Annotated in this window: 15 protein-coding genes; 3 read left to right on the top strand and 12 right to left on the bottom strand. The window is 33.0% G+C overall.

Going from position 1 to position 14,790, the window contains the following annotated elements:
- Positions 1-2: 2 nt before the first annotated feature.
- From FVE72_RS00575 to FVE72_RS00550, 6 genes are all read right to left on the bottom strand, one after another.
- Positions 3-860 carry a ParB/RepB/Spo0J family partition protein gene (locus tag FVE72_RS00575; protein ID WP_036055957.1) on the bottom strand — a complete coding sequence of 286 codons (858 nt, stop codon included), beginning with the start codon at positions 858-860 and terminating at the stop codon, positions 3-5.
- A gap of 240 nt (positions 861-1,100) precedes the next feature.
- Positions 1,101-1,796: a 16S rRNA (guanine(527)-N(7))-methyltransferase RsmG gene (rsmG, locus tag FVE72_RS00570; RefSeq protein WP_172966394.1), complete on the bottom strand. Its 696-nt coding sequence runs from the start codon at positions 1,794-1,796 to the stop codon at positions 1,101-1,103.
- A 67-nt stretch (positions 1,797-1,863) separates the two neighbouring features.
- Positions 1,864-2,250, bottom strand: a complete 387-nt coding sequence (locus FVE72_RS00565; protein WP_039920262.1) for a bleomycin resistance protein — start codon at positions 2,248-2,250, stop codon at positions 1,864-1,866.
- A gap of 116 nt (positions 2,251-2,366) precedes the next feature.
- The gene (mnmG, locus tag FVE72_RS00560; RefSeq protein WP_146966297.1) at positions 2,367-4,253 is read right to left on the bottom strand and encodes a tRNA uridine-5-carboxymethylaminomethyl(34) synthesis enzyme MnmG; all 1,887 of its coding nucleotides are present in this window, start codon (positions 4,251-4,253) and stop codon (positions 2,367-2,369) included.
- Positions 4,254-4,393: 140 nt separating this feature from the next.
- A complete protein-coding gene (locus tag FVE72_RS00555; protein WP_026736841.1) occupies positions 4,394-5,056 on the bottom strand; it encodes an NAD(P)H-dependent oxidoreductase in 663 nt (220 codons plus the stop codon).
- Positions 5,057-5,090: 34 nt separating this feature from the next.
- Positions 5,091-6,683: a peptide ABC transporter substrate-binding protein gene (locus FVE72_RS00550; protein WP_026736840.1), complete on the bottom strand. Its 1,593-nt coding sequence runs from the start codon at positions 6,681-6,683 to the stop codon at positions 5,091-5,093.
- 141 nt (positions 6,684-6,824) lie between these two features.
- Here FVE72_RS00550 and FVE72_RS00545 point away from each other — a divergent pair, with 141 nt between their 5' ends.
- From FVE72_RS00545 to FVE72_RS00535, 3 genes are all read left to right on the top strand, one after another.
- Positions 6,825-7,475 (top strand): 2'-5' RNA ligase family protein, encoded by a 651-nt coding sequence (locus FVE72_RS00545; RefSeq protein WP_006807947.1) that lies wholly within the window; start codon positions 6,825-6,827, stop codon positions 7,473-7,475.
- Positions 7,476-7,595: 120 nt separating this feature from the next.
- The gene (locus tag FVE72_RS00540) at positions 7,596-8,429 is read left to right on the top strand and encodes a DUF4097 family beta strand repeat-containing protein (protein ID WP_026736839.1); all 834 of its coding nucleotides are present in this window, start codon (positions 7,596-7,598) and stop codon (positions 8,427-8,429) included.
- Positions 8,430-8,574: 145 nt separating this feature from the next.
- Positions 8,575-8,856 (top strand): hypothetical protein, encoded by a 282-nt coding sequence (locus tag FVE72_RS00535; RefSeq protein WP_146966294.1) that lies wholly within the window; start codon positions 8,575-8,577, stop codon positions 8,854-8,856.
- 101 nt (positions 8,857-8,957) lie between these two features.
- Here the strand turns inward: FVE72_RS00535 and FVE72_RS00530 are convergent, their stop codons facing one another.
- The 6 genes from FVE72_RS00530 to agaC form a co-directional block, all read right to left on the bottom strand.
- Entirely contained in the window at positions 8,958-9,899 is a 942-nt protein-coding gene (locus FVE72_RS00530) for an ABC transporter ATP-binding protein (RefSeq protein WP_026736837.1), read from the bottom strand.
- 1 nt (position 9,900) lies between these two features.
- Positions 9,901-10,923 carry an ABC transporter ATP-binding protein gene (locus FVE72_RS00525; protein WP_006807946.1) on the bottom strand — a complete coding sequence of 341 codons (1,023 nt, stop codon included), beginning with the start codon at positions 10,921-10,923 and terminating at the stop codon, positions 9,901-9,903.
- Positions 10,924-10,980: 57 nt separating this feature from the next.
- Positions 10,981-11,964 carry an ABC transporter permease gene (locus FVE72_RS00520; RefSeq protein ID WP_006807958.1) on the bottom strand — a complete coding sequence of 328 codons (984 nt, stop codon included), beginning with the start codon at positions 11,962-11,964 and terminating at the stop codon, positions 10,981-10,983.
- Entirely contained in the window at positions 11,964-12,944 is a 981-nt protein-coding gene (locus FVE72_RS00515) for an ABC transporter permease (protein WP_006807964.1), read from the bottom strand. The genes FVE72_RS00520 and FVE72_RS00515 overlap by 1 nt, the downstream gene beginning before the upstream one ends.
- 259 nt (positions 12,945-13,203) lie before the next feature.
- A complete protein-coding gene (gene agaD, locus FVE72_RS00510) occupies positions 13,204-14,001 on the bottom strand; it encodes a PTS galactosamine transporter subunit IID (RefSeq protein ID WP_026736836.1) in 798 nt (265 codons plus the stop codon).
- Entirely contained in the window at positions 13,991-14,788 is a 798-nt protein-coding gene (agaC, locus tag FVE72_RS00505) for a PTS galactosamine transporter subunit IIC (protein WP_026736835.1), read from the bottom strand. Before agaC ends, agaD begins: the two co-directional genes overlap by 11 nt.
- Positions 14,789-14,790 lie beyond the last annotated feature (2 nt).

The following is a 14,790-nucleotide window of genomic DNA, read 5'->3' as shown; positions in this document are numbered from 1 at the left end:
TTTTATTCAAATTCTATATTTAAAAGGCTTATTATTCTCGAAAGATCCTCATAATCAAAAAAATCTATTTCTATTTTTCCTTGTTTCTGCAGATCTCCCTTTATAGAAACTTTTGTTTCAAAAAATTCTCTTAATTTTTCTTCGATAAACACTTTTTCATCATTATTTTCATCATATTTATCATAATTTTCAGTAACTTCTTTGTCATTTAATTTTACAACATTTTCATTATTTTTTTCTTTTTTTTCAGACTTTTTCTCAATTTTTTCCGAATATTTTTTTACAATTTTTTCAACTTCCCTTACAGAATATTTTTTATCGATTATTTTTTTCGCCAGATCGGTTATTTCTTTGGTATCGTTTATTCCTAAAAGTGTTCTGGCGTGTCCGTAGGAAAGTTCTCCTTTTTTTACCATTTCTTTTACTTTTTCGGGAAGTTTTAAAATTCTTGTCTTGTTTGAAATGGATGATCTTGTTTTTCCAAGTTTTTCAGCCAGTTTTTCCTGAGTGTAGCCATATACTTCCATAAGCATAATATACGATTCGGCTTCTTCTACAGGATTAAGATTTTCTCTTTGAATATTTTCAAGAACGGAAAATTCATAGCTTTTGGAATTTCCTGCATTAATCTCCAAAACTTCTATACTTTCCAGACCGAGTTCTCTGCATGCACGAAAACGACGCTCACCTGCGATTATTTCATATTTTCCCGACTCAAGTTTTCTTACGACAATAGGCTGTATCAAACCGTTATTTTTTATAGATTCTTTTAACTCTTCCATTTTTTCATCATCGAAGTATTTTCTCGGCTGATTGGGATTTGTTATTATTTTGTTTATGGGTAATTTCAGTAGTTTCATTTTACTCCTATTCTGTCTTCCTTTTTTAAAAAAAAGGAAGCGAAAAAATTTAGCAACTCATATTTTACATATTCAAAAATGCACGTTCGCTATGAAAACAAAATAGTTGTTTTCATTTTACGCTCACTAACGCATTTTTCACATTGTAAAATATGAATGTTGCAATAATATATCTTTGCCTTTTCTCGACGTTAAAATTTTAGTCGAATATTTTTTGCTACTTTTTTTGAAAAAAGTAGGTCACAAAGGCTTTTTAGCAGGCACCCCTGTCTTTCTAGGATACTTCCCATCTGTCTTTTTCATTTTTTTAATTTCGAGTATTATTCTATCGTCATTGCTCTCCGGAAGATTGAATTTATATACATTTTCCAACTGTGCGTTTAATACTTTTAGAGCATTTCCAGCTTCTTCAATTTCGTTTAAGTTTTGTTTTTGAGGTAAAAACCTCCCGTTTATTTTCAGAAAAGGTATCATATATTCAAGAATAATTCTCAAATTGGCGACCCCTCTGCAAAGAGCCGTATCAAAACTTTCTCTTTTATTTTTTATAAGTTCTTCGGCTCTTTCAGAGCTGGTTTTTACATTTTTTAAATATAGCTTTTCTATAACTTCATTTATAAATTCAACTTTTTTTCTGACAGAGTCCACAAGTAAAAATTCTTTTTCAGGATAATATATGGAAAGAACAAGTCCCGGAAATCCCGCTCCGGTTCCTACATCTATAAATTTTTTTTCATCTTCTTTTATTATTTTTGTCAATAGCAGGCTGTCAATAAAATGTTTTTCCATAATTTCTTTTTTATCTCTGATTGCTGTCAAATTCATAACTTTATTTTTTTCATATAAAAACTCTAAAAATCGAAGCATTTTTTCGATTTTATCCTCTTCTGCTTCAATTTCAGTTTCTGCAAGCAAATTTTCGAAATGATCTTTTATTTCTTTCATTTGTATTTTTCTCCATTTATTAAGTTTTACAGAGCATTCTCATCTACATGACTGTAATCTAGTCGGTAATTCTGATATAATATCCGTCCGGATCCAATATTGAAAATTCTGTAGGGGTTAATATCTGATCGTTTACTCTGAAATATCTTTTTTCAATATCTCTCTTAATAGGATAATTTTTTTCTTTCAGTTTTTTATATATTTTTTCGACATTTTCCACACCGAATGAAAAATTCACTCCGTTTCCGAATGGATATTTCATCATGCTCAATTCCTCATCTGTACCTTGTTCCAACATTAACTGAATTTCATTCAATGATAAAAAAACAAATTTATCCTCTTCTCTTTCATACTCTATTTTAAATCCTAAATGATTTATATAGAATTCTTTAGATTTCTCAATATCGGATACTACCATCTCGGGTATTAAATCATTATATTTCATATCATTTCTCCATAAATTCATATTTCTTTTTTCAATTTTACAAGTTATTCTGTACTGCAAATTCAAAATTCCGACATTTTTACATAAAAAACGTCAATAAACTTTCGTGTGGAATCCTATTTCAAAACTCCCTCAAGATACATAAGCAGTACCGAAATATCTGCAGGCGTTACTCCCGATATTCTTGAAGCCTGACCGACGTTATAAGGTCTCTTTTCTTCCAATCTCTGTTTTGCTTCACGTGTAATCCCTTTCATAACACCGTAATCAAAATTCTTCGGTATTTTTTTATCATCGAGCTTTTTCTGTCTGTCCATTATCTGTTTTGCTTTTGCTATATAGCCCTCGTATTTTACCTGAACTTCTATCTGATATTCGGTTTCTTCGTCAAAAGAAAGATTCGACACATTTTCTATAATTTCGGCAATATATTTTATATCCTGATAAGTTACTTTCGGACGTCTTAATATTTCTTTCAATGTCGTACCGCTTTTCAGCGATTCGTAATATTTATCAAGTATTTCAACCAATCTTCCATTACTCGTTCCGAGCTTTATATTTTCAAGCTTTTCTATAGTTTCCGAAACATTTTTCTTTTTTTCTTCTATTTTATCATAATATTTTTTATCTAAAAGTCCTATTTTATAGGCTTTTTCCGACAATCTTATATCGGCATTGTCCTCTCTTAAAATAAGTCTGAATTCAGACCTTGCCGTAAACATTCTGTAAGGTTCTATCAGCTCTTTATTTATAAGGTCATCAATCATCGTACCTATATAAGAGCTTTCTCTGTCAAGAATAAAGGGGGCTTCTTCTTTTATTTTCAAGGCAGCATTTATTCCCGCTATTATTCCCTGAGCGGCAGCTTCTTCATAACCGCTCGTTCCGTTTATCTGCCCTGCAAGATACAGACCTTTTACTTTTTTTGTTTCAAGGGTATAATCAAGCTCTCCCGGATCTACAATATCATATTCTACAGCATACCCGTATCGCATTATATGAGCATTTTCAAGCCCTTCTATTGTATTTACTATTTTTTGCTGATATTCGGCAGGATAGCTCGTAGACAGTCCGCTTATATACACTTCCGCTGTATCAAAGCCCTCAGGCTCCAAAAACAGATGATGACTGTCCTTTTCATGGAACTTCACCACTTTGTCTTCTATGGACGGGCAATATCTAGGTCCGGTACTGCTTATACTCCCGTTATACATAGGGGCTTTATCAAGATTATCAAGTATTATTTTATGTGCTTTTAAATTTGTTCTCGTCAGATAACATGATAATTGAGGTTTTTCAAGCACCTCTTCATCAGGCGTCCTCATGGAAAATTTCAAAGGAACTCCCTTTTCTCCGGGCTGCTCTTCAAGTTTTGACACGTCAAGCGTTCTTATATCTATTCTCGGAGGTGTTCCCGTTTTAAATCTGTCCATTTTAAATCCCAGACTTTTCAAAGAATCTGTCAACTCTTCAGAAGAAAACTCTCCCATTCTTCCGCCTTTTATTCTTTTTTCCCCTATATACATAAGTCCTCTTAAAAATGTTCCTGTCGCAGTAATTACAGCTTTCGCTTTAAATTCAAGTCCTGTTTTCGTCTTTATTCCTTTTATTTCTCCGTTTTCGACTGTAAATTCCGTTACTATGTCCTGTATTATATCCAGGTTCTCCTGATTTTCAAGAGTTTTTTTCATTTCTTTTGCATATATTTTCCTGTCGGACTGAGCTCTTAAAGATCTTACTGCCGGTCCTTTTTTTGTATTTAATATTCTCATCTGGACAAAACTTTTATCCATATTACGTCCCATTTCACCGCCGAGTGCGTCTACTTCTTTTACCAAATGGCTTTTTGCCGGTCCTCCTACTGAAGGATTGCACGACATTACGCCTATATTATCAAGAGTTATTGTAAAAACAGCCGTTTTCATACCCAATCTCGCCGAAGCAAGTGAAGCCTCTATTCCTGCGTGTCCTGCTCCTATTACAATAACGTCGTACTCTCTCATTTGCTTTTTTCTCCTTAATTTATTACAGTTTTTGTCTTTTATATTATACAGTATTAATCGTTTTTTTTCAATTAAAAATAAGGAACTGCAACCTTTTATTCGGTTTACAGTTCCTTGCTGATTTTATCATTCTCTGTTTTTTATTCAATAACTTCAAACACTTCTGAAAGTTGCTGTCTTATTTTTACAGGCTGCTCTTCATCACGATATCCGAAACTTACCATATAGGACATTCCGTATTCATCAGTATTTAAAAGTCCTTTTTCACTTAAATATTTCTCAGCCTTATCTTTTTCAAATCCTTCGATAGCACAACTGTCTATTCCCAAAAAGGCAGCAGTAGTCATCATATTGCCGAGAGCTATATAAGTCTGTTTTGAAGCCCAGTCAAATAATACTCTTTCATTTTCAAGAAGTTTAAATTGATTTTTCTGAAAGTCATGAAATTCCTCTTTTATAATATTTTCGACTTCTCCGGAAACTTTTTTTACATCTCTCAGCATATGTGCCATATGTTTACTGTCTGCAGTAACTCCTTTTTTTGCCAACACTATCACTATATGACTTGCTCCGTTCAGGCTGTTTATGCCCCCCCATGCAAATTCTTTAAAATCTTCTTTCATTTTTTCGTTTTTCAACAATAAAAATTTCCAAGGCTCCAGTCCGAAAGAACTCGGCGACAGTCTTGCCGATTCTATAATAGTTGCAAAATCCTCATCGCTTACTTTTTTATCTTTATTGAATTTTTTACAGGCATATCTGTAATTAAATGCTTCCAATATTTCTTTGTTTTTCTCTTTCATTTTTGCCTCCCGAATCTCTGCTTAAAATTATTTTTTATTTTTCTATTACCAAATTGTTAAAGTTAAATTCTCCGCCTATAGCAACAAATCCCAATCCTTTTACTTTAGGATCCACAAGGTATGTTTTCTTTCTTTGGAATAATATTCCCACAGGTACTTCTTCGGAAATTATTTTTTCCATTTCTATCATAGCAGGTATTCTTACTTTAGGATCTGCAGTGCTTTTAGCTATGTTCACAAGTGCATCATATTTTGCATTGGTAAAATCTCCACGATTGTTCGGATTTTTACTGTCAAACAAATCAAGATAAGTTATAGGATCCAAAAAATCTCCTGTCCAGTTATGTATTGTTATAGCGTAATCTCTTTTTTTAGATCTTGCAACTCTTTCTTTTCCTGTCATTCCGCTTAGTTTAAACTCTACTCCGAGATTTTTTCTTAAACTTTCCTGTATATATTCGGCAATTAATTTTACGTTTCCACTGTCTCCGAATATTATTTCCGTATCAGGAAATTTTGAAAGTCCTTCTTCTTTAAGTCCTTCAGCTAACAGTTTTTTAGCTTCTTCGACATTGAACGCAGGAGCAACTGTAGGCACTTCTTCGGAAAAGTCTTTTTCAAGTCCTTTTATTCCTATTCCTGCCGGAACAAATTTTTCCGTATATCTTTCGGAATTTTCCAAAATATTTTCTACAAGTTCTTTTCTGTTTATTGCCATAACGATTGCTTTTCTTATTTTCGCATTATTTAAAGGTTTTACTTTAGTATTGAACAGTAAATACCACACTCCTCCGTCATTGGCACTTACCAGTCTCGGATCATTGTTCATTTCTTTTACTTGTTGATAAGTTATCTTTGTAACATCCAACTCTTTGTTTTTGAATGCACTGAATGAAGCGTTCGTATCTTCGGTAAATTTCAATACTATTTTATCAACTTTTACATTAGCCGCATCCCAATAATCAGGATTTTTTTCCAATACGGCATCTTTTCCAGATTTCCACGATTTCAAGATATAAGGCCCTGAAGATATTGTTTTATCAGCTTCAGTAAAGTATTTTTCCCCTGTTTCCTTGTAAAATTTCTCATTTAAAGGCATGTACGCTTTAAATGTAAGCAAATCATCAAAATAAGGAGTAGGCTTGCTCAATTCCACTTCCAATGTTTCATTATCAATAACTTTTATACCCACCTGATCGGCAGTTGCTTTTCCTCCGTTAAATTCTTCGGCATTTTTTATCATAAACAGCATGTTTGCATTTCCTGCAGCTGTTTTAGGGTCCAACGCTCTTATCCATCCTGCTCTGAAATCATTAGCAGTAATCGGATCTCCGTTTGACCATTTTAAACCTTTTCTCAAATGAAAAGTCCATTTCAAACCGTCAGGACTGACATCCCATTTTTCAGCTAATCCTTCTACGGATTTTCCGTCTTTGTCTTTTCTCAGTAACCCCTGCATTATAAGGTCGTCTACCGTTCCACCTGAAATTCCTGTTGTCAACTGAGGATCTATAGAATCAGGCGAAGATCCTGAATTTAAAACAAGTGTACTTCCTTTTCCCGTCTTACTTCCCCCGCAAGACAGAACAAATATTACTATTGTCAATATTAACAATATTTTTTTCATAATTCTCTCCTTCACTTTTTATTTTTATGTTTTATTATACTCTATATTTGAATAAATTTCTATCAAATTTATTCTTTTATTTTTCATTTTTTGAGGTATAATATTAATAATCAAAAAAATAATCAATTTTAGGAGGTTTTTATGAAAAAATTTTTATTGTTAATTTTCATGACATTAGGTTTAAATATCTTTGCCAATGTAAATTACAACGTTTTTGTGACATTGGACAATGCTGCAAAACAAAATGTGGAAAGTATTTCTGCAGGACTTAAAAACGAAGGGATAGACAGTCTTTATTCCAAAGGTTATGTCATTCATATGACCCTTTATCTGACTGAATACAAACCTGAAGCTTTGAAAAAAATAAAAGAAATTGTAAATAAAATAGGAAAAGAAACAAGACCTTTTGACGTAAATTTTTACAGACTTAGAAAAACAGGCGGAAACTGGTTTATGCTTGATGCTGAAAACAATGACACTATACAGGGCTTGGCAGATGAAATAACTGTAAGTCTTAACAAATATCGTGCAAAAGATGCACACGTTCCCGACTGGGCAAAATCCATACCGGAAAAAGTAAAATCATTTAATTTATACGGTTCTCCCAATGTTTTCACAAGTTTTGATCCTCATATAACTTTGCTTACTCCTGAAGATCCGGCTAAAATAGATGCTTTTGTTTCAAAATATACTTTCAAGCCTTTTAAAGCGAGAGTTACAGGAATAGGAATAGCTCAAGTTGATGATTTGGGACAGGCTAAAAACGTTATTTATTCTGTTAAATTTAAATAAAATCAATTTTATGAGGCGTCTCTTGGAGTAAATATATAATGGCTCATATCGATTATAGTACAGAAAAAGCAAGGATTTTCTTATCTAGCATGCAATGATATAAGCTTAAAAGGAGAAACCATGTTCAAAAAGAGATTGAATATTTTAATACTTGTATTGATAGTAATCACATTATTTTCAGCGGTAATTTTAACTCCGATATTTATTTTTAAGAAAAATATTTTTACATCCGATACACGTAGCAGAAAAACTTTTACTAAAGAGATAAACTCAAATGAAATCAAAAATTTATCAATAAATACCGATGTTGCAAATTTACATATTAAAAAGCATAACAAAGAAAATTTTTATATTGAATATTATGCTTATAAAAATTCAAAATTCAGTGTTGAGGAAAATTCTTTAACCGAATTAAAGATAGAAACTTTGTCTAAACAGAATAACTCTCAAAATGTCTATATGAAAGTATATTGTCCTGTAAGTTTTAAAGGAAATCTGAAAGTAAAAAATGATGTCGGAAGCATTGAAATAGATGGAAACTACCAAAATTTGAATACTGTAAATAATGTAGGTACTATGTCTGTGAAAGGAAATTATACTTCTGTTGTACTGCAAAGTGATTTAGGCGATATTTCAGGAGACTTCAGTGCGGATTCTTTTGATATTTCAGGAAATACCGGTGATATAGATATAAAACTTTTAAAAATATCTGAAGGAATCTATAACATTAAAAGCGACATGGGAGATATTTCTCTAACACTTCCGAAAGATCCTGATATCAATCTGACTGCAAACACAAAGATTGGAGATATACATGTTAATAAGGGCTTTATCAAAAGTCTAAGCTCCTATAATATTAAAAACAGTAATAATGAGTTAATAATTAAAAACAAAAAAGGAAAAGCAAATATCAACATTAACAGTAATTCATCAGGAGATATTAAAATAAAGTAGAGTACAGGCAAATAATGAATTTAACATCCGGAAAGGAATGAAAAGCACAATGAAACAGTTAATAAATAACCCTTTTTTCTATAGCTGTATCGTTTTCACACTGTTATTCAGTACTTGCTTAACCCCCGGAATTATTGCGATTATTTTGCTGATTAAACAGAATATTAGAAAGAAAACAAACGGAGCTTTTCACATTGAAAACGGTTTTCTTTACACACATGAGATTATTTCCAAAAAAATTTTCATATCAGAAATTAAAAATATAAAGATTGATTATTCGATTTTCCGCGGAAGAAAATATATCATTCGGATTACAACGATTCACAATAAAACGGCAGGAATTATGATTACTCACAATATAGACGATGAATTTAAAAGATTTAAGAAAGAATTAAAGGAAAACGGATATGAAATAAAAGATAACTGAAACTGTAAATCAGCATTCTATAATTTACACAATGATATTATTAAATATGATCATATTTTTAAGGGCTGTACCAATTTCCAAGACAGCCCTTTTTTTATTATTTATATTAACTTATGTTCTTCCAAAAAAGAAGTTTCCACAAAATGTCCCGGCTTGTATTCTGTAAGTTCGGGTTTTTCAGGTATTTTATTTATATCCGATATGTCTCCTACAGGATCTCTTAAGTAATCCTCTTCCATTACGACTTTTTCTCTTTTATTGTATGTAGGGTCGGCTACAGGCACCGCCGACAGTAATGATTTTGTGTAACTGTGTATCGGATCATTGTAAACTGCATCAGGCTCTCCCAGTTCCACTACTTTCCCTCTATACATTACAGCTACTCTGTCGGAAATATATTTAACCATAGACAGATCATGTGCGATGAATAACAGTGTCAAATTTCTTTCTTTTTGCAAATCTTTTAAAAGATTTACAACCTGTGCCTGAATAGACACATCAAGGGCCGAAATCGGCTCGTCGCATATAAGAACTTCAGGGTCTACAGCCAAAGCCCTCGCTATTCCTATCCTTTGTCTTTGTCCCCCCGAAAATTCATGGGGAAATCTGCTTGCATGCTCCCTGTTAAGTCCTACTATTTCCAGTAAATTATAAACTTTTTCCATTCTTTCTTTTTTTGATGATGCCAGTTTATGTATGTCTATTCCCTCGGCAATAATATCTCCTACAGTCATTCTCGGATTTAGAGAAGCCTGAGGATCCTGAAATATCATCTGTACTTTTTTTGTAAACTCCTTTGTTTTATAATCATCGGTCGATCTTCCGTCCAGTATTATTTTCCCCGCAGTTTTAGGATAAAGTATACTTAACGTTCTTCCGAGAGTTGTTTTTCCCGATCCTGATTCTCCTACCAGACTTAGAACTTCTCCTTTATAAACATCCATAGTTACATTGTCTACCGCTTTAAGAACTTGCCTTTTTTTCATCGGAAAATATTTTTTCAGATTTATTATTTCTATCATTTTTTCTTTGGTATTTGACATACTATTTTCCTCCTTTTTCTTTTTCAAAAGGAGATTTTATTTCAGGAGCTCCTTTTACATAAAGCCATGATTTCACAAAATGTCCATTTCCCAAGTCTATCATAGGCGGCTTTTTCTCATAATCTATTTTCATCGCATATTCGGATCTCGGTGCAAAAGGATCTCCCACAGGAGGATTTAATAAATCGGGAGGTGTTCCCGGTATTGAGGAAAGTCTTTCGTTACTTGCCATATCCAGCCTCGGCAACGATTTTAACAGTCCCCATGTATAAGGATGTTTAGGATTTTTAAACAGCTCTTTTACAGGTGCTTCTTCCAGCTTTTCTCCCGCATACATAACTACAACTCTGTCGGAAGTTTCGGCAACTACTCCCAAATCGTGTGTAATAAGTATTACACCTATATTTAATTCTTTTTTCAATTCATTTATCAAATCCAGTATTTGTGCCTGTATCGTAACATCAAGTGCCGTTGTAGGCTCGTCACATATGAGTAAATCAGGCTCACATGACAAAGCAATAGCAATGACCGCTCTTTGCCGCATCCCTCCCGAATACTCGTGAGGATACTGCTTAAATCTTTCTTCAGGTTTAGGTATTCCTACTTTTCTCAACATTTCCACAGCCTGTTTTTCAGCTTCCTTTTTACTCACTTTTTTATGAATGAGAATGCCCTCCATTATCTGCTTTCCGACTCTTATTGAAGGATTCAGAGAAGTCATAGGATCCTGAAATATCATTCCTATTTTTCCCCCTCTCAACTGTCTCATTCTCTCGTCGGAAACTTTTACGAGATCCTCTCCGTCAAATAATATCTCACCGCTTTTTATTTCTCCCGGCGGCATAGGTATGAGCCTCATAACAGTCTGAACCGTAACGGATTTTCCCGATCCTGATTCTCCCACTATCGCGAGGGTTTCCCCTCTGCTCACTGAAAAGCTTATATTTCTCAATGCTTTTACTTCTCCTGCATATGTATTAAAAGAAACGCTTAAATCTTTTACTTCCAATATTTTTTCATTCATTTATTTTTCTCCCGATTCGATTTTAAATTAAATAAATTTATTTTCCGGATTAATTTTTTAAGATCTCAACTTAGGATTTAACGCATCATTAATAGCATCTCCCACTATATTAAACGACAAAGTTATGAGGGAAATAACTACAGCCGGTATAATAAACAGATACGGATAAGACACCATATTGGCATTACCGTCGTATACAAGATTTCCTAAAGATGCCTGAGGAATAGGAACTCCAAGACCTATAAAACTTAAAAATGCCTCTGTAAATATAATATTGGGTATATCCGTTGTAAGTCTTATTATTATCACACTCAATGTATTGGGAATCAAGTGCTTCAGCGTAATCCACACAAAATTTCCTCCGAGAGATTTTGATGCCAGAACAAATTCATTCTGCTTTATTTTAAGAACTTCTCCTCTCACAAGAAGTGAATAATTCAGCCATCTCGTTAAAGACATTGCTATTATAATAGTTTTTATGCTGTTTCCCATAACAACCATAAGCAGTATAATATAAATCATTGAAGGTATAGTCATTATAACTTCCACTATTCTTGTCATTATCACGTCAACTATTCCGCCTAAGTACCCTGATATTGCACCGTAAATTGTTCCGAAAATTACGCATATTATAGCAGTTATTACTGATAATTCCACAGAAACTCTTATACCTTGAGAAAGCCTCGCAAATAAATCTCTTCCCAAAGCATCGGTCCCGAGATAATGCCCTTTTTTAAATCCCTGAAAAGGATTTAAAAATTTTTCGGGTAAATTCTGATCACTGTATAAAAACTTTGTCATTTTTTGACCGAATATAGCCAAAAATATAAAGATTAACATTATTCCCAAAAATGTCAAAGCCAGTTTATTTTTTTTAAATCTTCTCCAACCGTCCTGCCAAAAAGTCAAACTCGGCTTATAAATTACTTCGCTTTGAGCGGTGTCAGCTCCCACTATTTGAAACTCCGATGCAGGAATAAAGCCGGTATTTTCAATATCATTTTTTAATACCGTATCTTTTTCAAATTGAGTATTTTCCATTATACTTCCGCTCCTTTCCCGAGTTTTATTTTAGGATCTACCAACACATAAACTATATCTGTTATTATCATCATTAATATTAAAAATGCCGCATAAAAGATAGTTACTCCCAATACCATTGTATAATCTCTCTCATTTATACTGTCTATATAATATTTGCCGAGTCCCGGTATAGTAAACATATTTTCAATTACAAAAGAACCTGTCAAAACCGCAGCAATAGTCGGACCCATTACAGTAACTACAGGAAGTATGGCATTTCTCAAAGCGTGTTTCCACACTATATTTGACGGTTTTACGCCTTTTGCCACTGCAAGTCTTATATAATCCTGCCCCATTACTTCTATCATTTTTTCTCTTAAAAGTCTTGCTATCAAGGCTACTGTATAAAGCCCCAAAGCTACTACAGGTAATATCCTTTTACTCGGCTCGTCCCATCCCGATATTTTAATTCTTAAAAATTCGGGTAAAAATCTGTTTTCAATGAGAACATTATTATGAATGTCCACAAAATATCTCTGCATCAGTCCCGCCATTACAAAGCTGGGTACGGATATTCCGATGACAGCTATTATCATTGCCAACTTGTCCTGATATTTTCCTCTGTTTAAAGCGGCGATTATTCCTAAAGGTATTCCTGTAATCAATGCAAATAATACAGCTCTCATTCCCAAATCGGCAGATGTAGGAAAACTGTCGGCTATAATTTCATTAACAGTTCTTCCTCTTTCTTTCATGGACAGTCCGAGATCTCCTTTTGTAACATTTTTTAAATATTCCACATACTGAACTCCCAACGGCTTATCCAGGTGATATTTTGCCATAAGGTTTTCTTTAATCTGAGGTGAAACTTCTTTTTCACTCTGAAACGGATCTCCCGGCAGCAAATGAAGTAAAAAAAATGTTATAGTTATTACAAGCCATAATGTAACAAGTCCCATTAATATTCTATTTACTAAAAATTTTAAAACATTATTCATTTTTTTCCCTTTCCGTGTTTAATCTCATATTATATTATTATATTACTATTTTGTTCATTTTTGCAAGTTATTAGAGAACATTTGTATATATTTTTATTATAATTGTATATATTAAATATAATTTTTAAAATTCGGACATTTTAAAATATCTAAGTAACTGATAATTTAAAGATACAGAAAGGGTATTCAAAAATTATGCTCCAATAAAAAATATGTACCGAAAAAATTTTTCTTTCAGTACATATTCAATTACTGTTTATTATAAAATCCCGAAAAACGAACTTACTATTGTCAATACAAAAGTGATTACTATTAATGTAACAGGATTTATTTTTTTATATCTCATCAGATAAAACATTAAAAATGTATAACACAAAGGCAATAAATTAGGAATTATTTTATCAAAGAAATCCTGCTGTAAGGATATGGAATGTTCTTTGTTTATAGGTATTTTAGTTAAAACTTCAATATGAACATAAGAAGCTATCAGTCCGCCTATAACCGTCATTCCCAATATAGTCGAAGATTTTGTAATGAGTCTTGTTACATCTTTTAATGTACTTATAGCCTTAACTCCTGTATGATAACCTAATTTTACTGTATAAAGTCTGGATAAAAAAATCAGAATATACACTATAAAAAACAATACAGGTCCGATTATACTTCCCTGAGAAGCTATAGATGCCGATATTCCTCCGACTATAGGCAATATAGTAAACCAGAAAAGTGCATCTCCTATTCCTGCCAAAGGTCCGAAAAGTGCCACTTTCAATCCGTTTATCAGATTTCTGTCTTCTTTCTTTTCTTCCAATGACAATAACAATCCCATCAAAAACGTAACAATCGGCGGCGAAGTGTTTATAAATGTGGAATTATCCACCATTGCTTTTGCCAAACCTTCTTTGTCATTTTTATAAATTTTTTCCAATGCAGGAAGCATTGAATGTGTCCACCCTATTCCCTGCATTCTCTCATAATTAAACGCCGATTGGAGTAAACTCGAATGAAATGCGAGTTTTTTCAAATCATCGTTAGTCAATATTCTTTTAGATTCCATCTTCCTCTTCCTCCCTTTCTACCATTTTAAATGCTTTCATTTTTTCTTCGTTCTGTTTTTCTTCAAAAAATTTATATCCTGCTATTGCAAGACCTATTAATGCTACAGGAAGTAAATTTGAGAAATTCAGAAAAGTTGCTACAAGAAATCCGATTATTAAATAAGGGAAATATTCTATTTTGAACATTATTTTTAACAACATTCCGAATCCTATTGCAGGTAAAATTCCTCCCGCTATTTCAAATCCGTGAGCAAGCCATTCAGGCATAGAATTTACCAATATTCTCATAGGCTCCTGTGCCATATAAGCACATAAAAACACTATTATTCCGTATGATAATGCTACTATTGATATTGTAATCATTGACAACTTTCTGTATGATTTTATATCGGCTTCAGCTGCATATTTATCAAATTTAGCAACAAAAAGTGAAAATGTGGAATAATAAAACAGAATAATATACTGCATTAAAAAACTGAACGGCAACGACAATCCTATCGTCGTTTTAACGTCAGCTCCTGTTGTGTAAGACAGCACTACTGTCATAATTGCCGCTAAAATAGGGTTAGGCGGCTGAGTTCCCCCTGCAGGAGTTAATCCTGCAAAAGCCAATTCTACCAAACCTGCAGCCAAAACTCCCGTTTTTATATCTCCCAAAATTATCCCCGACAATGTTCCGACAATAATAGGTCTGAATATGAAAAGCACTTCCAGATAAAAGTCGACTCCTACTATGATCGCCATAATTGCCAGTAATAATCCCTGAACCAAAGTAATTTGATGCATTT

This window comes from Pseudoleptotrichia goodfellowii, from assembly GCF_007990505.1.
Lineage (GTDB): Bacteria > Fusobacteriota > Fusobacteriia > Fusobacteriales > Leptotrichiaceae > Pseudoleptotrichia > Pseudoleptotrichia goodfellowii.
The sequence above is the reverse complement of the archived record's forward strand: the minus strand, read 5'-3'. Positions and strand labels throughout refer to the sequence as shown.